Source organism: Mesorhizobium sp. B2-4-6, assembly GCF_006442775.1.
Taxonomy (GTDB): Bacteria; Pseudomonadota; Alphaproteobacteria; order Rhizobiales; family Rhizobiaceae; genus Mesorhizobium.
This window is the reverse complement of record NZ_VFVI01000001.1, coordinates 423,341-446,390: the sequence shown is the minus strand read 5'-3', so window position 1 is coordinate 446,390 and position 23,050 is coordinate 423,341. Positions and strand designations below refer to the sequence as shown.

The following is a 23,050-nucleotide window of genomic DNA, read 5'->3' as shown; positions in this document are numbered from 1 at the left end:
GGAACAGCTTGCTAGATGAACTTCCGGCTTTGGCCGACGTTCACCTGAATGGTCACGAACATCTTCGCCTTTGGCACCTTGAAAAGAGGGTTCCCCCTCCACGAGCAGGGTTTGAGCGGGGCTGCGTTTCTTGGCAACTGTCGGACGCATGAGCGTTTTCCAATGCTGATTGCCGGGCCTCGCTTCGCTCCGATGATGTTCAACGAACCGGGTGCCGGCTTTCAGGTCGCCGGCGAACTTTACGAGGTCGATGATCGCATTCTCTCACGCCTCGACAGGCTTGAATCCGTCGGCGCGCCCGGCAATTTGCGCTTGCCGGTCGAGGTTGAGCCTCTCGAGGGCGGGCTGTCGACCCTGGCGCAGGTCTATATGAAATCCCGGCATCTCGCCGATCCCGTACATTCCGGATATCTCGCTCGTTACAACGACCGGCGCTTCGTGGTTCCCCCGAGCTCTTAGCGAGAAGTTTGTATTTTCGGCTCGGATATTAAACGGCGGCAGCGATCGCGATCAGAGCGGCGCCAAGCAGCAATGGCTTGCGCCGCGTCCTGGCAAGGCACTCGGTGCCCGCCAGCTTGGCTATTCTCGGACGAAGGTGTCGAGGCTAATGCCGAAGGCACGCCAGGTCCCTACCCGCTTGCGGGAAGCGGTTTCGCCCTGCTTGCCGGTGATGGTGCTGCCCGCCACCGTCAGCCACATCGTCTCCAGTTTGCCGTCCCGCAATATGCCGGTGTAACTCACCGCGGCGGGGCCGGCGGTACCCTCGCCGGCGGCCGTTACTCCAATCACATCGCCATGCGCGATGCCGGATATCGGCACGGTCTGTCCATAGAAGCTGCTGTCTTCGAGCGCCGTGCGAAACGTGCCTTCAATCCGGCCGCCGTCCTCGCCGGTTATGTCGAGGACGGACCCGTACTGATTACGCCATCTGCCAAGCCAAGGCATTCAGGTCCTCCAGCACTGTACTGGCTTTGTCTTGAGCGGATTCGGGCCTGCATCTAACGCGTCGTCCCGAGCGGTCAAGTGACCGGCAAACCCGAACGCAGCTATTGCGACGGCTTAAAGAGATCAAACTGGAATCTAGGCAAGACGGTAGCTCGGGTTCGCGCAAATTGAAAAAGGGGCGACGCTCGCGCCGCCCCTTTCCCAATGGGAGGACAATATCGATCAACCGCTCAGGCAGCCCGGGCTTCCTCGTCGAGCACATCTGCCTTGCGCGCCGCCTTCAACACCTTCGCCCACCAGGCCACGTCGTTGACCAGCGCGGTCGCGGCCTGATTCAGGTGCTCGAGATCTTCCAGCTTCTTGTCGCCCTGGCGGACGGCGAGGAAATCGCCCCAGGCGATGTGGACAGCCGACTTCACCGGCGCCATCTGCAGCTCGACGGCATGCAGGCGAAGCTGTTCGACCGCGCGCGCGCCGCCGACGCTGCCGTAACCGACAAAGCCGGCCGGCTTCTTGTTCCATTCATTGGCGGCGTAGTCGATCGCGTTCTTCAGCACGGCCGTCGGGCCGTGATTGTATTCGGCGGCGGTGAAGATGAAGCCGTCGAACTCGGCGACCTTCTTCTGCCAGCGCTGCGCCACTTCGTTCTGCGACGGCGCCCAGGCGGAGGACGCGACTTCGTCGAAGAACGGCAGCGGGAAATCGCGCAGATCGACGACCTCGACCTCGATGTCGGCGTTCGCCTTGGCGATCTTGGCGATCCACTGCGTCGGGACGTCGGCGAAGCGGGCGGCGCGCGTCGAACCGACGACGATGGCGATTTTTGGTTTGGACATAGGGGCTCTCTCCTTGCGGGAATTGCTGGTATCGTTTGGATACCGGCGCTATATGTGATACTGACAAACCGGCGCGCAAGGAGGCACGTTTTTGTTACTGAGGCACCCGCACATCACCGAAGACTGCCGTGCCGTGTCGGAGATCCTGCAACGAGTCGGCGACAAATGGACCGTGCTCGTGGTCGGCAAGCTGGGCGACGGGGCGATGCGCTTCAACGAATTGCGCGCCGCCGTCGGCGGCATTTCGCAGAAGATGCTCACCACCACCTTGCGCGGTCTGGAACGCGACGGGTTCGTGACGCGAAAAGTGTTTCCGACCATTCCGCCACGGGTCGATTACGAGCTGACCCAGCTCGGCCACGAGCTGCTCGTGCCGGTCGGGGCGCTCGGCGAATGGGCGCGCAAGAACACCAATCGGGTCCGCGAAGCGCGCGCGAAATTCGACAGCCAGCAGGCTTGAAACCCTTGTAGTTCAATGGTTTCTGAACCATTGGATGAACCGTGCGGCTCGGCGCCGGCCCCTGTCCTGCGTTTCGCTTCGATCAAATCCGCTGCGGCCTCGCCGCTAGCCTCGCCGGCGTCTCCGCGCAACCTCCCCGACAAGCAGGGCTGTCTTTAGCCGGCTACGCATCAGGCGTTTGGATTGGTGCTGCCGCAGCACGCCATCGAGCAGCTTTCCGATTGCGCGGCCCTCTTGCCGGCCACAGCCCGATCCCGCATGCAGGCGACGCGCGGAAGGTCTTTCCTGACCTCCATGTAGGCCGTTATGCCGAGCAGGCAGACCAGAGCAATAAGGGCTGCCACGAGCCAGCCGTTCAGCAAATGTTGACGCATTGTTTTCCCCCTCGCGACCTCAAAGTGGGGCGCGAAGGCAACCATCGGATGTCGCGAAGCGCATCTCCCACGCGGGCGTTGTTACAAAAGGGCAAGCCTGGGGAGAATCGGTATCCCGTCAGATCTCGGCCGGAACGGGCTTCGGCTTGCCTTCGCCGTCGAGCGCGACCATGACGAAATCGGCATGGGTGACCTTTTCCATCAGGTCGGAAAGGTAGCGTTGCGCCCAGGCCTCGACCTTGAGCACCATCGAGGTGCGGCCGACGCGCTCGACATGGGTGTAGATGCAAAGCGTGTCGCCGATCTTCATCGGCTTGGCGAAGGACATCTCCTTGACCGCGGCGGTGACCACGCGCCCCTTGGCGCGCTCGGCGGCGCGGATGCCGCAGGCAAGGTCCATCTGCGCCATCACCCAGCCGCCGAAAATATCACCGGCCGCATTGGCGTCGGAGGGCATGGCGAGCGTCCTCAAAGTGAGATCGCCGAGAGGTTTTCCGTCCGCGTAATGCACCATGGCGAAATCCTTGGAGGTCGGTTGCTGTTGCGTAGCAATGCGACCGCCATGTCGCAAGCTTTGGTGAAAGCGAAATGCACGCCGCTTCGCCGGTCGCTTTTTTCACAAGCCATGCCGGAAGCCACGGCGACGCCGCGAGCCGGCAATGTCTAGGGTAAGCCCGACATTGCGGAGCCGCCCACGCCATCATGCAGACTTATGATTTCATCGTCGTCGGCTCCGGTTCGGCCGGTTCGGTCGTTGCCGACAGGTTGTCGGCGTCGGGCCGCTTCTCGGTGCTGGTGCTGGAGGCCGGCGGAACCGATCGGCGGTTCTACGTCCAGATGCCGCTCGGCTACGGCAAGACCTTCTTCGATCCGGCCGTCAACTGGAACTACAAGGCCGAGCCGGATCCCGGTCTCGCCGGCAATGCCGACCACTGGCCGCGCGGCAAGTTGCTCGGCGGCTCGAGCTCCATCAACGCCATGGTCTTTATCCGCGGCGCGCGCGAGGATTTCGACGCCTGGGCCGCCGCCGGCAATCCCGGCTGGGGTTATGACGATCTTCTGCCCTCCTTCAAGGCGATGGAGGACAATGCGGCCGGCGCCGACCGGTGGCGCGGCGTCGGCGGCCCCTTGCGCGTCACCGATTGTTCCCGCGCCGTACACCCGCTGACCAAGCGCTATCTGGCCGCCGCCGAGCAGGCCGGCCTGCCGTTCAATCCGGACTTCAACGGCGCTTCCCAAGAAGGCGTCGGCATCTACCAGATCACGACCAGGAACGGGCGCCGCATGTCCGCCGCCCGCGCCTTCCTGCGGCCGGCCATGAAGCGCGTCAACGTCCGCGTCGAGACCAACGCGCTGGCGACGAAGATCCTGTTCCAGGGCAAGCGCGCCGTCGGCGTCGAATATGAGCAGAATGGTCAGAAGAAGACGGCACGCGCGGGCCGCGAAGTGATCCTGTCGGGTGGCTCGGTCAACTCGCCGCAACTGCTGCAGCTTTCCGGCGTCGGCCCGTCGGCGCTGCTGGCCGGCCTCGGCATCCCGGTGGTCCACGCCAACGACAATATCGGCGCCAACCTGCAGGACCATGTTGGCATCAACTATACTTTCAAGGGCAAGGTCCCGACGCTCAACCAGATCCTGCGCCCATGGTGGGGCAAGCTGTTGGTCGGTATGCAGTACATACTGACACGCTCCGGTCCGCTGTCGCTGTCGATGAACAATGCCGGCGGCTTCTTCCGCACCGACCCGACGATGGCGCGGCCGAACATGCAGCTCTATTTCCAGGCCTTCTCGACCGTCATCCCGAAGAGCGGCGAGCGTCCGATCCTGACGCCCGACCCATGGCCGGGCTTCTCCATCGGCCTGTCCAACTGTCGCCCGTCGAGCCGCGGCGAGATCATGATCCGATCGAACAACCCGCGCGACTATCCCAGGATCACAGCCAACGCCTATTCGACCAACGCCGACGTCGACGAGATGCTGGCGGCGGTGAAGTTCGTGCGCAAGATCGCCTCGATGCCGGCCATGGCCGAGATCATCGAGGAAGAGGTGTTGCCCGGACCGTCGATCAAATCCGACGCCGACCTTGTCCAGGATTTCAGGAAACGCTCGGGCACCGTCTATCACCCGGTCTCGACCTGCCGGATGGGGCCGGACGCGTCGCGCGCCGTGGTCGATCCGCGGCTGAAGGTGCACGGGCTGGACGCCTTGCGGGTCGTCGACGCTTCGATTTTCCCCGACAACATCACGGGCAACACCAATGCCGCCTCGATCCTGACCGGATGGAAAGGCGCCGACCTGATTCTGGAGGACCACAAATGAAAATCACCGACGTAAAGACCTGGGTTGTCGGTAACCCGCCGCCCGGCATCGGCGGCAAGTATTTCATCTTCGTCAAGCTCACCACCGATGGCGGCGTGGCCGGCTATGGCGAAGCCTACAACGCCACCTTCTCCGCGCATGTCACCGCGAAGATGATCGAGGACATGGCCGAACGCTATCTCGTCGGCCGCGATCCGCATGACATCGAGAATTTCTTCCGCCGCGCCTATTCCTCCGGCTTCACCCAGCGCCCCGACGTCTCCGGCATGGGCTGCTTCTCGGCGCTCGAAATGGCCTGCTGGGACATCGTCGGCAAGGAAGCCGGCAAGCCGGTCTACAAGCTGCTCGGCGGCCAGGTGCATGAGACGCTGCGCTCTTACACCTATCTCTATCCGCACACCGGCAGCGTCCATTCGGAAGATGCGCGCGGCAAGAACGTCTACAACGACCCCGACATGGCCGCCGCCTGCGCGCTCGAATATGTCGAGCAGGGCTTCAACGCCGTGAAGCTCGACCCGGCCGGCCCCTACACCGCCTATGACGGCCACCAGCCGCGCCTGATCGACATCGACCTTTCGGCACGCATGATCAAGGCGATCCGCGAGGCGGTCGGCACCAGGGCCGACATCCTGTTCGGCACGCATGGCCAGTTCACAGCATCCGGCGCGCTGCGCATGGCGCGCGCCATCGAGCCCTACGACCCGCTCTGGTTCGAGGAGCCGGTGCCGCCGGATATGCCCGAAGTGATGGCGCAGGTCGCCCGCGGCACCTCGATCCCCATCGCCACCGGGGAACGCCTGACCACCAAGTTCGAATTCGCCCGCGTCATCGAGAACCGCGCCGCCACTATCCTGCAGCCCGATCTCGGCCGCTCTGGCGGCATCCTTGAAACCAAGAAGATCGCCGCCATGGCGGAGGCCTATCACATCCAGATCGCGCCGCACTGCTATTGCGGCCCGATCGTCGGCGCGGCCAACATCCAGCTTGCGGCGACGCTGCCGAATTTCCTCATCCTCGAATCCCTGAAGCAGTGGGACGGTTTTCACGCCACGCTGCTCAAGAAGAAGATCGAATGGCAGGACGGCAACGTCGTCCCCTCGAAGGAGCCCGGCCTCGGCGTCGAGCTCAATGAGGAGGTCTGCGACGCGCATCCCTACTCCGGCAAGGAGCTGCATTTGCAGATGATGCAGACGCCGCTGATGCCGTGAGTGAAAGCTACGCCTTCATCGGCCTCGGCCATCTCGGTGGCAAGCTTGCCGCCAGCCTGCTGCGCAACGGCTTTGCCGTCACCGTCTTCGACCGCGACCCGGAAGCGGTCGATCGTCTCGTCGTGCTCGGCGCGGCGGCGGCGGAAAGCCCGTCCGAGGCGGCGGCCCGCTCCGGCAACGCGATCACCTGCCTGCCTTCGCCGAAAGTCAGCGAGGCGGTGCTCTGCGGCCCCGGCGGATTGCTGGATGGCCTGCCCAAGGACGGCACCTGGATCGAGATGTCGACCAACGGCCGCGACGAGATCCTGCGGCTGGCATCGCTTGCCTCCGCCAAGGGGATCGAGACGCTGGAATGTTCCGTCACCGGTGGCGTCCATCTGGCGGCAGTCGGAAAGATCACCGCGCTGGTCGGCGGCGATGCCGCGCTTTACGAACGCCATCGCCCGGCCATCGAAGCGATGTGCTCGAAATCGTTTCTGATGGGCCCGATCGGCTCGGCGGCGGTGATCAAGGTCATCACCAACATGCTGGCCTTCATCCATCTCGTCGCCGCCGGCGAGGCGCTGATGCTGGCCAAACAGGGCGGGCTCGATCTCGCCCAGGCCTACCATGCCATCGTCGCCTCCTCCGGCAGCAGCTTCGTGCACGAGACCGAAGGCCAGCTGATCTTGAACGGTTCCTACGACATCGGCTTCACCATGGACCTGGCGCTGAAGGACCTCGGTTTCGCGCTTCGCATGGGCGAAAAATCCGGTGTGCCGCTCGACCTGGCGTCGCGCGTCAACGCGATTTTCGAAGAGGGCAAGCGCGCCTATGGCGGCGACGCCTGGTCGACCCAGATCGTCAAGCTTCTGGAGGATGCGGTCGGGACGGAGCTGCGCGCGCCGGGCTTCCCGGCTAAGCTGGAACTATAACCCCGCAAAAAATCAGCCAGCCATTTCAACCATCTGCCCGTGCCAGCTGAATCAAACTCTCAGTCAGTTGATTCAACCTCGCAGCGTCAGTGCGCCGGGCAGTATCTCGAAGGTCGCCGGAATCCGGCCCGGGGACTCGCCGTCTATGTCGACCAGCGCGCCGTTCTCCTCGACATCGCCGAGCGGCTCGACCATCACCTTGCGCCCGCGCAGGATGGTGATTGCCGGATGGTTGCGATGCCGGCCGCCATAGAGCAGGCTGATGTCTCTTATCAGTCCGAGCTTGCCGGCGGCCCGCAGGATGACGATGTCGAACTGACCGTCGGCGAGTTCGGCGTCCGGCGCTATCATCATGCCGCCGCCGAAGAATTTGCCGTTGGCCACCGCCACCAGCGCCATGCGCGCCTCGACCGGCTCGCCGTCGTCGATGGTGATCCGGACGTCCTGGAAGCGATAGCGGACGAACTCGAACACCGTGCGCCAGAGGAACAGCGCCTTGGCCGACACCCTGCCCTTGCGCTTGTCGGCGTTGACGGCGCGATCCGTCGCGCCGGACAGGCCGAGGCTGGCGATATTGATGAAGTGGCGGCTGGCCAGCGCGCCATGGTCGTCGATGTAGCAGATGCGGCCGGCGTCGATCTTGCGGCCCTCGGCATCGGCGATTTGCTTGACCGAGGCGCCTATGCCGCGCGGTAGGCCAAGCCCGCGCGCGAAGTCGATGCCGGTGCCGCAAGGCAGAAGTCCAAGCGCGCTTTCGCGGCCACTCTCTTGCCGTGCCTGCAGCAGCCCGTCGGCCACCTCGCTGGCGGTGCCGTCGCCGCCGGCCGCGATCACCAGATCGCATCCGCCGGCGGCGAGGTCGATCGCCAGCCGCTCGGCGTCGCCGCAGGCTTGCGTCTCGCGCAGGTCGAAATCGCCGAAATTCGTCTTGAGCGACGCCGCCGCCTCCGCCCAATGCCGCTTGAGCCTGCCGCCTCCGGCAATCGGATTGAGAACCACCCCGACCTTCAAGCCGACCTCCCCCGAGGCACGTCGCGCAAAATGCGCGGCGGAGTCCGCGCCGGCGCCCAAAGTCTTTTGCCGGCCCAAACTCTTTTGCCGACATTGAAACGCGGACCGGGCGGCGGAGCAAGGCTCGAACACCCAAGGTCGCTAAAAAAGCGAGGCAGGCTGTCTAAGGGGTTCGGCCGGCAGATTCCGAAGCTTTTGCCATTGGTCCCCGATAATCCCGCTATCCACAGGCACGCCGGCATTCCCCAGACCCCTTATCCGGCGTACGTTCAACCCATCTCAGGCGGCCACTGAACGCCCCAGCCGAAAGGCAAAAGCGCAAGGCGGATTTCCTGAGGCCCGTACGGCCCAGAACGAAAGCAGGCTTGCCTGTTGGAGGGACGGATGCCGAGACCTACGGGTGCCGCGGAAAGCGTGCCAACGCCGACGGCGGACCGATGCTGCCATGAAGGCCGGTAAAAACCTTCGATGGCACGCTGGGCGAAGCCCGCAAGGGTGGAGATTAGCGTGGTCTGGAACGGGAGCTGCCCTCGGGTGGCAACTGGCAGGACCGTCAAAATCAAGGCTGGCTTGGCGCGACGACTTTACGGAAGTTGCTGCCTTAACCGGCTCCTGATCTGACAGGGAGGCGCTGGGAGAAATCCCAGCGCCAACTGTCTTTTTGGGAACGGCTTTCCAGGCAGTTTGGCGCGATGCCTCGCCAGCGGGCGAGTGCTGCCGGCGGAGAGGCCTTTACCGAGATGGTCCCGCGCCTGACCGACAAGGGAATCTCCTTCGTCGAGATCGGCGGCAACGACGAGATCACTATCACGGTCACCTCGGGCGCGGAGATCGCCGCCCCGAAGGCGCGCGCATCCTGTTCAGCCGATCCCGGTATCGCCCGACACGCGCCGCACCGCGCTGGCCGTCGCCGTGCGCAAGCTGCACTTGGTCCTGCCGGCTCTGGCCAAGGCCGGTGCCAAATTCGAACATGTCTACGCCGACGACTGAGGCATTTCGGTCACAGTCGCCCGCTGAGCAACCTTCGGAAACCTGCCATCATCCACATTTCACAATCGCGGCCAAATCCCGCCTTGTTCGGCATGGATTGATGCGAGTGGGGTGGAAAGGGCAATTTCGAAGGGACAAGACCGTGATCAAGACCGCCCTTGTCGCCATGACCATCGTCGGCTGCGACTGCGATGCCAAGCTGTGCGAATATATCGGCGAGACGCCGGCCAAATGGACGACGATCGCCGACTGCGAGGCGGCGATGAAGAGCCAGATGCTGCACCAGCGCAATTTCGACTATCCGCTGGTTTCAGGCATCTGCCGCGTCAAGGGCTCGGCCTCTTCCTCCGAGCTTGCCGCGAAAGCCTCCAGGCCGGATCTGAAGCCCAGGAACCGCGTCGTCGAAACCATCGCCCCGCTGCCGCCCGAGCTCGACCATCGCCCGAGCGCCCCGGTCGGCGCAACGGTGACCGCCAGCGAAACGGAATCGGCAAAGCCCGTCGCCTTCGATAGGTCGGTCGATGGCGGCCGCGCGGTGCTTTACCGCACCAAGGCCGGCTATGCCGTGGTCAAGACCGATCTCAGCCGTGCCGCTGGCGCAACAGTGGACGCGGCGAAGCGCTCGGCGAACTGGCTGGCCGGCCTGACGGGTCTGTAGGCCCGTCCAAGGCGTGTTGAGATTCAGGGCAGGCCGGCCTCACCTGAATATCGGACACCTTACAGCTTGATCTTCAAGGTCTCCCAGAACTTGTCAATCAGCGGCTGCTCGGTCGCATTGTCCTGATCGCCGATGCGCGTGATGAAGAGCAACCCTTGATCGGCGGTGCCGAAGCCGACGATCTCGAAATCCGCACTGTCGGTGCGCGTCTTGACGGTGGCCTTGAGGCCCGTCAACTCCTTGCCGTCGGCAAGCTTGCGGCTCGTCGGCTGCTGCGTCAGCTGACCACCCGCCTGGACCGTTTCCTTGGTCATCTCCTGCAGCATCAGCTGGTTGAGAGAAACCGGGTTCATCCTGTCGTATTTCTGCACCACGACGAGGGTGCCGAGCGCCGAAGCCATCAGATACTGGGCGATGCCGTCGCCGAGATCGGTCTTGGTGACCGAATTGCTGCTCGAATGGACGAAGGAGAATGCGCCGCCGGAGAAGGTCGCGAAATCATTGTGATCGAGCCGCACCTTGCTGGTCCTGCCGCCGGGCAAGGTCACGTCGACATCCTCGCCCGGATCGATATCGACGCTCACGCCGTCGATGGTCAGCTTGAACGCCTTCGGGTCGTCGGCACGGGCAGGCCCGGCGCAAAGCACGATCGCCGCGAACGCCGCGGCCACAAATCTCGGTCGCATATCCTGCCCTCTCCGCGCAATTCCATTGTATTCGATTTCTTCGGCAGCCGGGTCTTCCCGCTTGTCATACCCGGCTGACCATCAGCGTAGGCCACTTCGCAAACCACGGATGATTGTCGCAAATGGCAGGCGTCCGCCCATGGCCTCAATAGCTTGGCGGCGAACCGCGGTTCGATTGATAATGCCGACATATTACAGGAAGATAGCGGCCTTGACCGGGGTTGGGGGGTGTCATGACAATTGCCGTTCGTATCGCGCTATGCCTGCTGCTGGCGCTCGCTCCTTTGCATGCCTGGGCGGAAGGCGACGACAAGGCCATGATGATCGCCTCCGACGACGCCGAGATGGCGGCGGCGATCGCAAAGGCGCGATCCAGCCTGGATGAATTCCTGGCCTTGGCCGACGCTCCGCCACCGGGAACCGACAGGTTCAAGCTGAAGGTGATGATTGTCGACGGAAATGCGACGGAGCATTTCTGGGTCATCCCCTTCAAGCGGACCGACACCGGCTTCGTCGGCATATTGGCGAACGAGCCGGAAATCGCCCGCAACGTCGTCCTTGGCCAGAACATCGAATTCACCAGGGACGACATCTCCGACTGGGGCTACACCAGGAACGGCCGCCGGATCGGCAGCTTCACCGTCTGTGTAATGTTCAAGAAGATGTCGAAGGAAGAGGCGGATTACATGCGTTCTGCATACGGCTTCGATTGCTGAACCCTATCCGGCCGCTTCGTCCTTCGCGCCGATCTTGCGCACCAGCGCCGCCGTCGCCAGCATGGCGCCGAGATCGGTGATCATCGGCGCGACATGAATGTTGTAGTCGATCGGTTGCGAGATATCCGGCAGCTCGAAGAAGTTCTTCGACCGCGGCATCAACAGAAAGCCGTCGCTGCCGCCGAGCGCCACCCGCGCCTGGTCGTAGGGCCATGTCTCGCGCAGCCAGGTCAGCGCCCGCGCCATCCGGCCGGTCACCAGCGGCCGCGCCGCCTCGACATTGTCGGTGCGGAATTCATAGGCGGCATCGAGGTCTTCGACGCCGGAGGACAGCTCCTGCATCTTGCTGGTGAACATGCCGCGGAAGAAATGCGCCACCTTGCCGGCCTTGCGCGCCGCGACCAGCGTGCCCGGGAACGGCTCGATGGTCTCGAAGGCGACGATGACGCCCTTGAATGCGGTCGTCTCGCTTTTGCCGGAGCCTTCCCAGAGCTTGGCCTCGTAGAGTTCGAAGGGAAAATCCTCGTAGCGCCCGGAAATAACGTCGTCGAAGCTCTGGCGGTTGAAAGCGCCGACGGTTTCGCGCGGCATCCTGTCGAAGGAGTTCGGTCGCGTTCCGTGCTGGTAGCGCACGTCGCGCACGAAACCGAAGATCATCGGCAGCAGCGTGTCGCGGAAGGATTGCTGCAGCCGGGTCGCCGGCCTCAGCGCCTGGAAATAGAGCACCACCGCCGCGGCCATGCCGCCAAGATAGAGAAAGACATGCGGCGTGGAGAGCCACTGTTCGTGCGGATCGGCGGCGGCGTTGAACAGCCAGGCAATGAGCGCGACGAAGACGACGGCCAGGCCGACGAACACGGGCACCCGCCAGCGGACCTGTTTCTGGGCTGACGCCCGTTTCGCCTCGTAGTCCTCGATGCCGCGCCTGATGCCTGCGATCACCGCTTCGCTCGGCATGAAATCCACTGCTTCCATGGCCACCCCCGGCCGCCGCTGAGATGCGGCTATGATAGCGGCTTTTGCGCGAAAGTCGCCTGCGCTCACGGCGATGGGCGGCCAGAGCATTCCAGGAAAGTGTGAAACGGTTTTCCGTCCGGAATTGCGTCAAAACAAATAGCTAGGGCAGTTCGTCGTTTCCGTGGAACGAAGAACCGCTCTAGTTCCGCGAGGCTGGGAAAATCGTCGCCAGCCGCGCCGTTACCCGCGGCTTGAGCGCCCCGTCGAGCGTCTCCACCGGCACCAGCCGCTCATGGCTGCCTGCCCGCAGCCGCATGAAGAAATGCATCTTGTAGGCGGCGATGGCGCCGCGCGTGGCCGGATCGGCGCTGACATCGACAACGAATATCGAGCCGACGCGTGCCGGCCATGGCGGTCTGGTAAAGGCAGTGCCGAGAAAATCGCCGAGCCCATAGGCGACGAGGCTGTCGCCGATGCGCTCGATGGGCTGCACGACATGCGCGTGATGCCCTGCGATCAGCCGGGCGCCGCGATCCGCCAGCCGCCCCGCCAGCGACCGCGTCGCCAGCCGTGGAAAATGCCGGAACTCCCAGTCCCAGTGCGGCACCGCGCAAAGCAAGTCGATGCCGGAAGCGTCGCGTGGCCATTCGGCGGGATCGCTGCGCATCGAGATGCGTTCCTCGAACGGCGCGGCGTCCGTGTTGCGCCACAGGGTGAAAGCCGCAAAGCCGATCGTCAGCGATCCGGCCGCATGACGCTGGACCGGTCCGCCCGCAACCGTGCCGATGGTCCGGATCCCGAGCCGGCTCAACGCCGCGCGTGTTTCCTCGAAGCCGGCAATCCCCTGGTCGAGCACATGATTGTTGGCCAAGGACAGAACGAGCCTGTCGCGCGCGATGCCGGCGGTTGCAAGCGCATCGGCCAGGAAGCGTTCGCCCATCGCGTGATGCGTGCCGAGCCGCGTGCCGATCGCCGCGCGTGGGCGTTCGACGATCGGGCTTTCGCAATTGCCGACCACTAGGTCGGCGCATGAAAGCAGCGCGGCGATCAGCGGATCGCATTCCGGCGCATCGCGATTGGCGACTGCCGAAATGTCACCGACGAACGCCAGCCGCACCTTCCGCATGGGCTGCGGATCGATCAACGTTGCCGCGGGCGCCGCGAAACCGTCCCGGTCGCCGGCAAGCGACGGTCGCAGCAGGCGCGGCAGCCACGACAGTTTGTAGGAAAGCGGATAATTCGACACGGGCAGGTCCAGTTTCGCCCTGTGTAGACTGTCTGACGGGTCGGTTGAAGCCGGGCGCCATTGCGAAAACGAACTCGCTGATCTGCAAGACCGGAGAACGCCTCGAGTCAAATACGTGTATGCTCGCGGCATGAGTGGAGGGCAATGACGATGCGTAGAGCGATCCTTGCAGCAGCCTTGTTTGCATTCCTGCCGGCATCCTTCGCGTGGGCGGAGATGCCGGACGCGGCCAAGTCCATGTTTGAGGCGAAGAGCGTTGCCGACCGCAACGCGGCGCTGTCGACGCTGGAGACGACAGCGGCCAGGGACCCGGCAGCGGCCTATGCCGCGGGCGCCGGCGAATTCTTCACCGCCCTGGAACTCCTCGCCACCGGCCTGCATCGGCATGGGTTCGAGAGCCCGAAATCCTTCATGCTGCCGCTGATGCAATTGCCCGTGCCGGACAATCCCAACCCGCAACCGCTGACCTATGAAGAATTCCGCGCCATCCTTGTCGTCTTCCGTGACCGGCTGGAAAAATCCGCTGCAACGCTGGGCTCGGTGCCGGCCGATGCCGATATCGGCATGGTTGTCGACCTCACCCACGTCGGCATCGACCTCAACGAGGATGGCAAGCTCGCGCCCGACGAAAGCATCGCCGCCATCATGGCCTCGCTTGCCCGTGGCAGCATCGACACCAGCGATGCTGCACCCTCGCTCACCTTCCGCTTCGACCGCGCCGACGGCTTCTGGCTGCAAGGCTATGCCGAGTTCCTGATGGCGCAGGCCGATTTCTGGCTGGCGCATGATTTCAAGGGCATGTTTGACGGCTCCTTCCACATGCTGTTCCCCCGCGCGAAACTGCCGCTGCAGGATACGCTTGTGCCACTGGACGGCGGCATGAGCGGCAACATGTTCGCCTCGGAATGGCGCTTCGCCGACTTCATCTCGCTGGTGCACCTCGTCAACTGGCCGGTGGTCGAGCCGGAGCGCCGGCAGGCCGCGCGCCGCCATTTGCTGGAAATGATCCGGCTGTCGCGCGAGGACTGGAAAGCGATCCTGGCCGAGACCGACAATGACCGCGAATGGCTGCCTGGACCGCAGCAGAAAGGCGTCAATCCGCTGACCGGCCTCGAGGTCGGCGAGCAGCAGGTGACCGCCTGGCTCGCCGCGCTGAACATGGCCGAGGACCTTCTCGAAGGCCGCGTGCTGCTGCCGCATTTCCGCGTCACCGGCAGGGGCATCAACATGAAGCGCTTCTTCGACGAGCCGAAACCTTTCGACCTCGTGCTCTCGATCACCGGCCCCGGCATCGCGCCTTATCTCGAAAGCGGCAGGATCCTCGCCGGCGACGATTTCGACCAGATCCAGCGCGAATTCGGCGGCGCCGGTTTCCTGACTTTCGCGCTATGGTTCAACTGAGGACCTATCCCACAGGCTAAAGAATAGCCCCCTGGTAAAGCACCGCCTGTGCCTCTTGCGGCGCGAAGCGACGGGCCAGTGTGCGGAACGCGCTGTGGACGCCGTCACGGTCCAGGTTGCAGCTTCTGAGGTGGCGGACCGCCAATGTCGGATCGAATTCGGTGCGCCCGTGCAGGACCCGCTGATTGTCGAAGACCAGCACCTCGCCGGGCTGCAGCTGGTGCCGGAACTGGTTCGCCGGATCGCAGATCAGCCGCGTCAGTTCGGCAAGCGCCTCGATCAGCCCGTCGATCTCGTCGACGGCGCCGGCCTGCGGCGCCAGGCAGCGGTCGTTGAAGCGTAGACCGGTGACGGCGCCGGTCGCGTCTAGGCTGATGACATGCGCCTCGGCGCTGAAGAACACGTCGCCGGCGTGCTCGCGATGGAATGTCACGCCATGCCGGGTCAGCAGGTCGAACAAATGAGGCGTGTTCGTGCGCATCTGTTCGGCGACCTGAAAGCCGTCGACCATCAACGAGGTGCCGCCAATGCCGGCGCCGGTCCTGATGGCATGGAAGAAGATGAAGCCGGGCGGCGAATAGCGGAACGGCTCGTCCGTGTGCGGGATCTGCGCGCGCGCCGTCTCTCCGGCCACCCGCGCGTCAGGTCGTGAGATGAGATCGAAGACCTTGCCGTAGCTGGTCTCGCGCACCGGACCGTAGCGGCCGGCGACACGCAGCGTCGCCTCGGGCTCGGCCGGAACGCCGGTCAGCATGGCGATGCCGTGGTCGCGCAAGGCGCACAGCGAGCGGAAAAGCGCCTCGTCGTTCTCGACCACCGCGTCGAAGGCGAAACGGCGGAGCCGGCTCGCCAAGTCGCTGTTCCACAGGTCCGGCTGAAAGCGCGGCGCGCCATGGTCGCCGGCCTGCCCGGCGTGGGCAGCGAGAAAGCCCGCCGCGAAACGGGAGGCATGGCCGTCCTGCCAGACCACATCCATCGTCCCGTCGGACGAGATTTCGACCGACGTCGCCCGGATATCGGCGGGAACGTCGGCGGGCGTCAGCCAGCGCTTTCCGGAAGCGGTGTCGCCGCATATCTCGCATTCGCAGGCAAGCCGCAGCCAGCGCATCGACAGCCGGCCGGCGCTGCCATCGTCGAATTCGATCGTGATGCGTGCTCCCTCGTTGCGCGTCGATCGCAAGCAGCGCGGTGTCGCAAGAGCCTGGCCGGCGGGGACGGACTGCGTTTGCATATCGAGCATGGCGATGGCTTTCCTAGATTGAGTTGTCTTCAACAACGGTAGGGTGGCGGCCGCTTTTCCTGCAAACGAGTTTGTTTTCACAAGTTTTGAGGTAAGCTCAATCCATGGCGTTTCTTCGCGACCTCCCTTTGTCGGCTTTGCGGGCGCTGGCCGCCGCCGCGCGCACCGGCAGTCTCACGCGCGCCGCCGACGAGCTCGGTGTCACGCCGGGCGCCGTCGGCCATCAGTTGCGGCAGCTGGAGGATCGGCTTGGCATCAAGCTGGTCAGGCGCGAGGGCAACGGCATCGCGCTCACGCGCATCGCCGAAGCGGCGCTGCCCGACATCGACCGTGGGTTCGACGCGCTGGCGTCCGGGCTGCGGCGGCTGCGTTTCGAGCGCCGCGCCGATACGTTCACCGTCGCGGCCGATCCGTCCTTCGCCTCGCTTTGGCTGGCGCCGCGCCTTGGCAATATTCGCGCGGCTCTCGGCAGGCTGGATGTGCGCGTCGTCGTGTCGATCGCGTTGGACTCGATGCTGGACGAAGGCATCGACCTCGCCATCAGCTACCGCAACAGCTCGGCGAAGCATCTCGCTTCGGCCGAGCTCTTCACCGAAAGGGTAGTCCCGGCCTGCGCCCCGGCCTTGATCGGGAACCGCTCCGACCGGGACGGCGCCGGGATGCTCGACCGCCTGCCTCTGCTGCATATCGATCAGACCATGGGCGACGACGTCTATCCCACATGGGAGAACTGGTTCACCGCCGCCGGCCGACAGCGCAAGAACATCGACCACGGACCCCGGTTCCCCTTGACCGTGCTGGCCGCGCATGCCGCGATCTCCGGCATGGGCGCGCTGCTTGCCAGCGAACTGGTGCTGAGGGAGCATTTCCGCTCCGGTCAGATCGTCGAGATTGCCGGCGAGGTTCCGGCATTGACCATCAGGCGCCGTCTGGTCTGGCCGGTGGACGGACCGAAGGCCCGCCGCGCCGCCGCCGTCGCCGCGGCGCTTGCCTCGACCGCGACAGCGGACGCCAGCGATCTCCGGCTCACTACGCCATGATGCCTCTCCTGACAGCCTTCTGTCAGCAGCGTCCGCGCGCGGCCGGCGCCGTTTCACTCGGCTCTTTCCATTTCGGCCGAGTCCACCCATATTCCGGTCATGGCCAGACATCCTGACAAGAAGACGCCTTCGCCGGCGCAAGATGACGCGCCGAAGCGGCGCAGTCCGCTGACGGAGTTCCTCGATGCCGCCGAGCCGCTGAAGCCCGGTGGTTTTGACGAGGCGCCGCAGGCCGACTTTTCCGGCGCGCCGCTGACCGGCTCGATCTCCGATTGGGCCGGGCAGATTGAGCGCGAGGCGGAAAAGCAGCCGAAGGCGAAGGTCCCGAAGAAGATCCCCGAGCGCTCGTCGGCGCCCGGCCGCACGGCGCGCGGCACCTCGATGGGGGGTGCTGCGTCGGCGCGCGAGCGCACCGCGGCCGGCCTCAATCCGATCGCCGGCCTCGACGTCTCGCTGGAAGAAGCCGAGACGATGACGTCCAGCGGCGTAACCGCCACGGTGGCAGCACTGTCGGCACTGATCGAATCCGGCAATCCCCTGCACAAGGACGGCGTGCTTTGGACGCCGCACCGCCCCGAGCGTCCGGAAAAGTCCGAAGGCGGCATCGCCATCAAGATGGTGTCGGATTTCGAGCCGGCCGGCGACCAGCCGACCGCGATCAAGGATCTCGTCGAAGGCGTCGGCAGCAACGACCGCACCCAGGTGCTGCTCGGGGTCACCGGCTCCGGCAAGACCTTCACCATGGCCAAGGTGATCGAGGAAACGCAGCGTCCTGCCCTGATCCTGGCGCCCAACAAGACGCTGGCCGCGCAGCTCTATGCCGAGTTCAAGAAATTCTTCCCCGAAAACGCGGTCGAGTATTTCGTCTCCTACTACGACTATTACCAGCCGGAGGCCTATGTGCCCCGGACCGACACCTTCATCGAAAAGGAATCCTCGATCAACGAGCAGATCGACCGCATGCGCCATTCGGCGACGCGTTCGCTGCTCGAGCGCGACGACGTCATCATCGTCGCCTCGGTGTCCTGCATTTACGGTATCGGCTCGGTCGAGACCTATACGGCGATGACCTTCCAGATGCAGATCGGCGACCGGCTCGACCAGCGCGCCCTGCTCGCCGATCTCGTCGCCCAGCAGTACAAGCGCCAGGACATCAATTTCGTCCGCGGCTCCTTCCGCGTGCGCGGCGACACCATCGAGATCTTCCCGGCCCACCTAGAAGACCGCGCCTGGCGCATCTCGATGTTCGGCGACGAGATCGAGTCCATCACCGAGTTCGACCCGCTGACCGGCCAGAAGACCGGCGAGCTGAAAAGCGTCAAGATCTACGCCAATTCGCACTATGTGACGCCGCGCCCGACCTTGAATCAAGCGATCAAGTCTATCAAGGAAGAGCTCAAGCTTCGCTTGCAAGAGCTTGAAAAGGCTGGCCGCCTGCTGGAGGCGCAGCGACTGGAGCAGCGCACCCGCTTCGATCTGGAGATGCTTGAGGCGACCGGTTCCTGCGCCGGCATCGAAAACTATTCGCGCTATCTAACCGGACGCCAGCCGGGCGATCCGCCGCCAACCTTGTTCGAATACATTCCCGACAACGCGCTGGTCTTCATCGACGAAAGCCACGTTACCGTGCCGCAGATCGGCGGCATGTATCGCGGCGACTTCCGCCGCAAGGCGACCTTGGCCGAGTACGGTTTCCGCCTGCCTTCCTGCATGGACAACCGGCCGCTTCGCTTCGAGGAATGGGACGCCATGCGCCCGCTGTCGGTGGCGGTTTCGGCGACGCCGGGCAGTTGGGAACTCGACCAGTCCGGCGGCGTCTTCGCCGAGCAGGTCATCCGCCCGACCGGCCTGATCGACCCGCCGGTCGAGGTGCGTCCGGCCAAGAGCCAGGTCGACGACGTCGTCGGCGAGATCCGCGACACGACAAGGGCCGGCTACCGCACGCTGGTCACAGTGCTGACCAAGCGCATGGCCGAGGACCTCACCGAATACCTGCATGAGAACGGCATCCGCGTCCGCTACATGCATTCCGACATCGACACGCTGGAGCGCATCGAGATCCTGCGCGATCTGCGTCTGGGCGCCTTTGACGTGCTGGTCGGCATCAACCTCTTGCGCGAAGGCCTCGACATTCCCGAATGCGGCTTCGTCGCGATTCTCGATGCCGACAAGGAAGGTTTCCTGCGTTCGGAAACCTCACTGATCCAGACCATCGGCCGCGCCGCCCGTAACGTCGATGGCAAGGTCATCCTCTACGCCGACCAGATCACCGGCTCGATGGAGCGGGCGATGGCCGAGACCAACCGCCGCCGCGAGAAGCAGATGGAGTGGAATCTCGCCAACGGCATCACGCCGGAATCGGTCAAGTCGCGCATCGCCGACATCCTCGACTCGGTCTACGAGAAGGACCATGTCCGCGCCGACATCTCGCAGTTCACCGACGATGCCGGGGCGATGATCGGCAACAACCTCAAGACCCATCTCGAGGCGTTGGACAAGCAGATGCGCGATGCCGCCGCCAATCTCGACTTCGAGAAGGCGGCGCGCGTCCGCGACGAGATCAAGCGGCTGCGCGAGATGGAGCTCGCCATCTCCGACGATCCGCTGGCGCGCGAGGTGGAAGGGCAAAGTCCTGCATCGGGCCGCGAAAAGGGCAAGCACAACAAGGGCGTCGCCAAGCATCGTACGGTCGAGGAGCAGGAGCGTTTCCGCAAGCTCGATGAAGCGCGCGCCGCCGAGGAAGCGGCCAAAGCTGCCCGGCCCAACCTGTTCCGCAAGCCGCATCTCGACGAGATGGGCGCCGACGGTGCCGTGCCAGTGAAGAAGCCGCTTTTCGCCAAGCCGTCGATCGACGACATGGGCCCCGGCACCGACATGACGACCCCGGCCGGCGCCGTCTCGCGTTCGCTGTTCAAGAAGCAGAGCGCGCAGGAAGCGCATGGTTCCGATTTCGGCATTCCCGGCGACCGCAGCAAACCGCTGTTCCGCAAGAACTCGCTTGACGAGATGACGGTGCGCCGCACCGAGAAGCCCCTCGAAGGCAAGAAGCCGGCTAAGCCGCAGCCGATCTCCCCCCCGGTGGGGGAGATGTCCGGCAGGACAGAGGGGGGCGCGAAGGAACGCGGCGACAAACCCATCGTCCGCCAGCGCGCCGGCATCGGCTCCTACGAGGATCCAGCCGACGAGCGCCGCCAGAAACGCCGGCCGGGCAAGACTGGTCGGCCGGGGCAGTAGCGCCTTTTCCTTCTCCCCGTGGGAGAAAGAAAGTGCGGGCCCACTTGCCCTCACCCTCGCCTTTGATGTAGTCGCTCAGCATACTCGAACATCTGGAAAGGAGGGCTGCGTGAACTACTATCACCATCGTCAGCGTGGCCCGGTTTGTGCCCTGCGAGCTTGCTTGCAGGGCTGACCAGGACGGTCCGGGTTTTCCCGCTTCGATTTTTGGTCTGCCCTTCGTGGTGTCGCTGAACCTGGCCTGATGGCCTGCCGGCGCACCGTCAAGGTGCATTGAGCCGCTAGAGCATGATCCCGAAAAGTGGGAACCGTTTTTCGGGAAAGATCATGCTCCAACAAAGTGTCGGCAAGACCAGAGATATCGACATGGCCCTGATCAGCCTCAAATCCCTCGGCGTCACCATGAGTGCGCCGCTTTTTTCCAATCTCGACCTCATCATCGGCGCCGGCGACCGGCTCGGCATCGTCGCGGCCAATGGCCGTGGCAAATCCACTTTGCTCAAATGCCTGGCCGGCGAATTCGAAGCCACCACCGGCGACATCACCCGCTCGCGCGGCTTGCGCGTCGGCCATGTCGAGCAAGCCGTCCCCGACGCGCTGCTCGACCGCAGCTTCCATGACGTCGTCGCCGATGCTTTGCCGCTCGAACAGCGCGACAGCGAGCTCTGGCGCGTTGATGTGGTGCTGGATTCGCTCGACGTGTCGGAGGACATGCGCGAGCGGAGAATGCGCGCCCTGAGCGGCGGCTGGCAGCGGCTGGCGCTGATCGCGCGCGTCTGGGTCACCGACCCGGACGTGCTCCTGCTCGACGAGCCAACCAATCATCTCGACCTTGCCAGGATCAGCCGACTCGAGACATGGCTCAACGCATTGCCCCGCGAGGTGCCGGTGATCATCGCCAGCCATGACCGCGCCTTCCTCGACGCCACCACCAACCGCACACTGTTCCTGCGTCCGGAGGACTCACCGGTGTTCGCCTTGCCGTATTCGCGCGCCAGGCAGGCCCTCGACGGGGTCGATGCGGCGACGGCGCGGAAGTTCGAGCGCGACATGAAAATCGCCCAGCAGCTGCGCAAGCAGGCCGCCAAGCTGAACAATATCGGCATCAATTCCGGCAGCGACCTTTTGACGGTGAAGACCAGGCAGCTCAAGGAGCGGGCGGAGAAGCTGGAAGATGCAGCCGCGGCCGCGCATCGCGAACGCTCGGCCGGCGCGATCCGGCTCGCCAACCGCGGCACCCACGCCAAGGTGCTGATCACGCTGGAGGACGCGGCGGTCGAAATGCCCGACGGCACGCTGCTGTTCAGGACCGGCAAGCGCCATATCTGCCAAGACGATCGCATCGTGCTGCTCGGCCGCAACGGCGTCGGCAAGACACGCTTCATCGCGATGATCCGCGACGCTATCGCCGAGCCGGGTTCGGTCGCGACCGTCAAGGTGACGCCCTCGACCGCGCTCGGCTACAGCGATCAGGCGTTGTCGGGCATCGATGGCGACGACATGCCGCTGGCGATGCTCTCGCGCCGCTTCGATATCGGCGAGCAGCGTGCCCGTTCGCTGCTCGCCGGGGCCGGCGTCGCCATCGAGATGCAGGACCGGAAGATCGGCCTTCTGTCCGGCGGACAAAAGTCGAGACTGATGATGCTGGTACTGCGGCTCATCCACCCCAATTTCTATCTGCTCGACGAGCCGACCAACCACCTCGACATCGACGGTCAGGAAGTGTTGGAGGACGAATTGCTGAAGCATCAGGCGAGTTGCCTGCTTGCCTCGCATGACCGCTCCTTCATCCGCGCCGTCGGCAACCGCTTTTGGCTGATCGACAGGCGACGGCTGACCGAAGTCGACGACCCGGAAGCGTTCTTCCGCTCCGTCGCCGAAACGCCGAACTGAGACGATACATCTGCCGGACCGGCATTCGAAGCAATGCCGTCCGGCAGGCTTTGCTCGCGGCCCGACAATACTTTCCCATCTGCTAAAAAAGGAGCATCTTGAATTGCTCAGCCATGGAGGGGACGGGCCATGCGTGCAGTGGAAATCGTCAGCAATCTCTACAAAGCCTATGCGGACCGCGACATCGAGGGCGCCTTGTCGCAGTGCGCCGAGAATGTCGTGTTCCGCTGGATTGCCGATCCCCGGCAATCGCGTCATGCCGGCACCGCGCATGGCAAGCAGGAATTCCTCGCCAGGCTCCTGGCGCTCGACGATGACTTCGAATACCGGCACTTCGTCCCGGTCGAGATCATCGACGGCGGCGACAAGGTCGCCGCGCAGGTCGAGATCTACATGACACGCCGCGCCACCGGCGAGGAGTTCATCATGCGCACCGCCAATTTCTGGACGGTGCGCGACGGCGAGATCATCGAGATGGTGGAATATTACGACACCGCGCTGGCGGCGTCGGTGTTCTGAAAAAGATTGAGGCGATCTGTCGGATCGCCTGTTGCCACCTCGTCCTTGGGATGCCGACACGGTGATGCCGGCATCAACCAGGGAGAACCAACATGTCGGTACTGTCATCCATCGGCCGTCTCGCCAACCGGTATGCCGCGGCGCGTGCCCGTCATCGCAGCGAGCGCATCCTGCTTTCGCTGCCCGCCGAGTTGCGCAAGGACATCGGCTTTCCGGAGATTTTCGAAACGCGGCAAAGCCGCCGTGCCGCCACTTTCTCGGCGAAGGTCATATAAAGTGGCGTATCCAATGCGATTGTTCCCCGGTCGCCCGGGCTGCCGGGAACCGGCCGTTTAAGAAATTTTCGGGAGGTATGTAGGATCGCCGCCGGTTCGTCCGTCCTTGGGTGGCCAGATCAACCCCG

At 64.3% G+C, this 23,050-nt stretch carries 22 protein-coding genes; 13 read left to right on the top strand and 9 right to left on the bottom strand.

What is annotated here, in order from left to right; genetic code table 11:
• Positions 1–48: 48 nt before the first annotated feature.
• Entirely contained in the window at positions 49–459 is a 411-nt protein-coding gene (locus FJ957_RS02215) for a gamma-glutamylcyclotransferase family protein (RefSeq protein WP_140828008.1), read from the top strand.
• 120 nt (positions 460–579) lie between these two features.
• Here the strand turns inward: FJ957_RS02215 and FJ957_RS02210 are convergent, their stop codons facing one another.
• Together FJ957_RS02210 and FJ957_RS02205 are read right to left on the bottom strand one after the other, a co-directional pair.
• Positions 580–945, bottom strand: coding sequence for an avidin/streptavidin family protein (locus tag FJ957_RS02210; RefSeq protein ID WP_140828006.1), 366 nt, complete (start codon positions 943–945; stop codon positions 580–582).
• A gap of 230 nt (positions 946–1,175) precedes the next feature.
• The gene (locus FJ957_RS02205; protein ID WP_140828004.1) at positions 1,176–1,781 is read right to left on the bottom strand and encodes an NADPH-dependent FMN reductase; all 606 of its coding nucleotides are present in this window, start codon (positions 1,779–1,781) and stop codon (positions 1,176–1,178) included.
• 91 nt (positions 1,782–1,872) lie between these two features.
• Here FJ957_RS02205 and FJ957_RS02200 point away from each other — a divergent pair, with 91 nt between their 5' ends.
• A complete protein-coding gene (locus FJ957_RS02200) occupies positions 1,873–2,241 on the top strand; it encodes a helix-turn-helix domain-containing protein (protein ID WP_140828002.1) in 369 nt (122 codons plus the stop codon).
• Between the two features lie 170 nt (positions 2,242–2,411).
• On the opposite strand, the gene FJ957_RS02195 is transcribed toward FJ957_RS02200, so the two are convergent.
• Together FJ957_RS02195 and FJ957_RS02190 are read right to left on the bottom strand one after the other, a co-directional pair.
• Complete coding sequence (locus tag FJ957_RS02195) at positions 2,412–2,615, bottom strand: hypothetical protein (protein ID WP_140828000.1); 204 nt, start codon at positions 2,613–2,615, stop codon at positions 2,412–2,414.
• 118 nt (positions 2,616–2,733) lie between these two features.
• Complete coding sequence (locus FJ957_RS02190) at positions 2,734–3,129, bottom strand: acyl-CoA thioesterase (protein WP_140647529.1); 396 nt, start codon at positions 3,127–3,129, stop codon at positions 2,734–2,736.
• Positions 3,130–3,317: 188 nt separating this feature from the next.
• Between FJ957_RS02190 and FJ957_RS02185 the strand changes: the two genes are divergently transcribed.
• From FJ957_RS02185 to FJ957_RS02175, 3 genes are read left to right on the top strand one after another with little or no spacing between them, the layout of a single operon-like run.
• Complete coding sequence (locus tag FJ957_RS02185) at positions 3,318–4,934, top strand: GMC family oxidoreductase N-terminal domain-containing protein (RefSeq protein ID WP_140827998.1); 1,617 nt, start codon at positions 3,318–3,320, stop codon at positions 4,932–4,934.
• Positions 4,931–6,142, top strand: a complete 1,212-nt coding sequence (locus FJ957_RS02180; protein ID WP_140827996.1) for a mandelate racemase/muconate lactonizing enzyme family protein — start codon at positions 4,931–4,933, stop codon at positions 6,140–6,142. Before FJ957_RS02185 ends, FJ957_RS02180 begins: the two co-directional genes overlap by 4 nt.
• The gene (locus tag FJ957_RS02175; RefSeq protein WP_140827994.1) at positions 6,139–7,056 is read left to right on the top strand and encodes an NAD(P)-dependent oxidoreductase; all 918 of its coding nucleotides are present in this window, start codon (positions 6,139–6,141) and stop codon (positions 7,054–7,056) included. The genes FJ957_RS02180 and FJ957_RS02175 overlap by 4 nt, the downstream gene beginning before the upstream one ends.
• A 72-nt stretch (positions 7,057–7,128) precedes the next feature.
• Here FJ957_RS02175 and FJ957_RS02170 read toward each other — a convergent pair whose 3' ends face one another.
• Positions 7,129–8,067, bottom strand: coding sequence for a diacylglycerol kinase family protein (locus FJ957_RS02170; protein WP_140827992.1), 939 nt, complete (start codon positions 8,065–8,067; stop codon positions 7,129–7,131).
• A 1,132-nt stretch (positions 8,068–9,199) separates the two neighbouring features.
• Between FJ957_RS02170 and FJ957_RS02165 the strand changes: the two genes are divergently transcribed.
• Entirely contained in the window at positions 9,200–9,715 is a 516-nt protein-coding gene (locus FJ957_RS02165) for a hypothetical protein (RefSeq protein WP_140827990.1), read from the top strand.
• Between the two features lie 59 nt (positions 9,716–9,774).
• On the opposite strand, the gene FJ957_RS02160 is transcribed toward FJ957_RS02165, so the two are convergent.
• Positions 9,775–10,401: a hypothetical protein gene (locus FJ957_RS02160; RefSeq protein WP_140827988.1), complete on the bottom strand. Its 627-nt coding sequence runs from the start codon at positions 10,399–10,401 to the stop codon at positions 9,775–9,777.
• Between the two features lie 233 nt (positions 10,402–10,634).
• Here FJ957_RS02160 and FJ957_RS02155 point away from each other — a divergent pair, with 233 nt between their 5' ends.
• Positions 10,635–11,117: a DUF2314 domain-containing protein gene (locus FJ957_RS02155; RefSeq protein ID WP_140827987.1), complete on the top strand. Its 483-nt coding sequence runs from the start codon at positions 10,635–10,637 to the stop codon at positions 11,115–11,117.
• Between the two features lie 3 nt (positions 11,118–11,120).
• Here FJ957_RS02155 and FJ957_RS02150 read toward each other — a convergent pair whose 3' ends face one another.
• A complete protein-coding gene (locus FJ957_RS02150) occupies positions 11,121–12,092 on the bottom strand; it encodes a DUF3137 domain-containing protein (RefSeq protein ID WP_140827985.1) in 972 nt (323 codons plus the stop codon).
• 181 nt (positions 12,093–12,273) lie between these two features.
• Entirely contained in the window at positions 12,274–13,320 is a 1,047-nt protein-coding gene (locus FJ957_RS02145; RefSeq protein ID WP_140827984.1) for a CapA family protein, read from the bottom strand.
• A 144-nt stretch (positions 13,321–13,464) separates the two neighbouring features.
• On the opposite strand from FJ957_RS02145, the gene FJ957_RS02140 reads away from it, so the two are divergent.
• Entirely contained in the window at positions 13,465–14,721 is a 1,257-nt protein-coding gene (locus FJ957_RS02140) for a hypothetical protein (protein WP_140827982.1), read from the top strand.
• A gap of 16 nt (positions 14,722–14,737) precedes the next feature.
• On the opposite strand, the gene FJ957_RS02135 is transcribed toward FJ957_RS02140, so the two are convergent.
• Positions 14,738–15,961, bottom strand: a complete 1,224-nt coding sequence (locus tag FJ957_RS02135; protein ID WP_140827980.1) for a TauD/TfdA family dioxygenase — start codon at positions 15,959–15,961, stop codon at positions 14,738–14,740.
• 104 nt (positions 15,962–16,065) lie between these two features.
• On the opposite strand from FJ957_RS02135, the gene FJ957_RS02130 reads away from it, so the two are divergent.
• The 5 genes from FJ957_RS02130 (at position 16,066) to FJ957_RS02110 (ending at position 22,922) form a co-directional block, all read left to right on the top strand.
• Complete coding sequence (locus tag FJ957_RS02130) at positions 16,066–17,001, top strand: LysR substrate-binding domain-containing protein (protein WP_140827978.1); 936 nt, start codon at positions 16,066–16,068, stop codon at positions 16,999–17,001.
• 99 nt (positions 17,002–17,100) lie between these two features.
• Positions 17,101–20,235: an excinuclease ABC subunit UvrB gene (uvrB, locus tag FJ957_RS02125; RefSeq protein ID WP_140827976.1), complete on the top strand. Its 3,135-nt coding sequence runs from the start codon at positions 17,101–17,103 to the stop codon at positions 20,233–20,235.
• Between the two features lie 366 nt (positions 20,236–20,601).
• Positions 20,602–22,128 carry an ABC-F family ATP-binding cassette domain-containing protein gene (locus tag FJ957_RS02120; RefSeq protein ID WP_140829480.1) on the top strand — a complete coding sequence of 509 codons (1,527 nt, stop codon included), beginning with the start codon at positions 20,602–20,604 and terminating at the stop codon, positions 22,126–22,128.
• 129 nt (positions 22,129–22,257) lie between these two features.
• On the top strand, positions 22,258–22,647 hold the full coding sequence (locus FJ957_RS02115) for a nuclear transport factor 2 family protein (RefSeq protein ID WP_140827974.1): 390 nt from the start codon (positions 22,258–22,260) through the stop codon (positions 22,645–22,647).
• Positions 22,648–22,739: 92 nt separating this feature from the next.
• Entirely contained in the window at positions 22,740–22,922 is a 183-nt protein-coding gene (locus FJ957_RS02110; RefSeq protein ID WP_140827972.1) for a hypothetical protein, read from the top strand.
• Positions 22,923–23,050: the final 128 nt, after the last annotated feature.

Bases quoted from the DNA above. Each gene is read 5' to 3' on its own strand.
- FJ957_RS02205 (WP_140828004.1), bottom strand. From the start codon at position 1,781: ATGTCCAAACCAAAAATCGCCATCGTCGTCGGTTCGACGCGCGCCGCC.
- FJ957_RS02215 (WP_140828008.1), top strand. From the start codon at position 49: ATGGTCACGAACATCTTCGCCTTTGGCACCTTGAAAAGAGGGTTCCCC.
- FJ957_RS02150 (WP_140827985.1), bottom strand. From the start codon at position 12,092: ATGGAAGCAGTGGATTTCATGCCGAGCGAAGCGGTGATCGCAGGCATC.
- FJ957_RS02190 (WP_140647529.1), bottom strand. From the start codon at position 3,129: ATGGTGCATTACGCGGACGGAAAACCTCTCGGCGATCTCACTTTGAGG.
- FJ957_RS02195 (WP_140828000.1), bottom strand. From the start codon at position 2,615: ATGCGTCAACATTTGCTGAACGGCTGGCTCGTGGCAGCCCTTATTGCT.
- FJ957_RS02160 (WP_140827988.1), bottom strand. From the start codon at position 10,401: ATGCGACCGAGATTTGTGGCCGCGGCGTTCGCGGCGATCGTGCTTTGC.
- FJ957_RS02110 (WP_140827972.1), top strand. From the start codon at position 22,740: ATGTCGGTACTGTCATCCATCGGCCGTCTCGCCAACCGGTATGCCGCG.
- FJ957_RS02180 (WP_140827996.1), top strand. From the start codon at position 4,931: ATGAAAATCACCGACGTAAAGACCTGGGTTGTCGGTAACCCGCCGCCC.
- FJ957_RS02120 (WP_140829480.1), top strand. From the start codon at position 20,602: ATGGCCCTGATCAGCCTCAAATCCCTCGGCGTCACCATGAGTGCGCCG.
- FJ957_RS02140 (WP_140827982.1), top strand. From the start codon at position 13,465: ATGACGATGCGTAGAGCGATCCTTGCAGCAGCCTTGTTTGCATTCCTG.
- FJ957_RS02185 (WP_140827998.1), top strand. From the start codon at position 3,318: ATGCAGACTTATGATTTCATCGTCGTCGGCTCCGGTTCGGCCGGTTCG.
- FJ957_RS02115 (WP_140827974.1), top strand. From the start codon at position 22,258: ATGCGTGCAGTGGAAATCGTCAGCAATCTCTACAAAGCCTATGCGGAC.
- FJ957_RS02130 (WP_140827978.1), top strand. From the start codon at position 16,066: ATGGCGTTTCTTCGCGACCTCCCTTTGTCGGCTTTGCGGGCGCTGGCC.
- FJ957_RS02210 (WP_140828006.1), bottom strand. From the start codon at position 945: ATGCCTTGGCTTGGCAGATGGCGTAATCAGTACGGGTCCGTCCTCGAC.
- FJ957_RS02135 (WP_140827980.1), bottom strand. From the start codon at position 15,961: ATGCTCGATATGCAAACGCAGTCCGTCCCCGCCGGCCAGGCTCTTGCG.
- FJ957_RS02155 (WP_140827987.1), top strand. From the start codon at position 10,635: ATGACAATTGCCGTTCGTATCGCGCTATGCCTGCTGCTGGCGCTCGCT.
- uvrB (WP_140827976.1), top strand. From the start codon at position 17,101: ATGGCCAGACATCCTGACAAGAAGACGCCTTCGCCGGCGCAAGATGAC.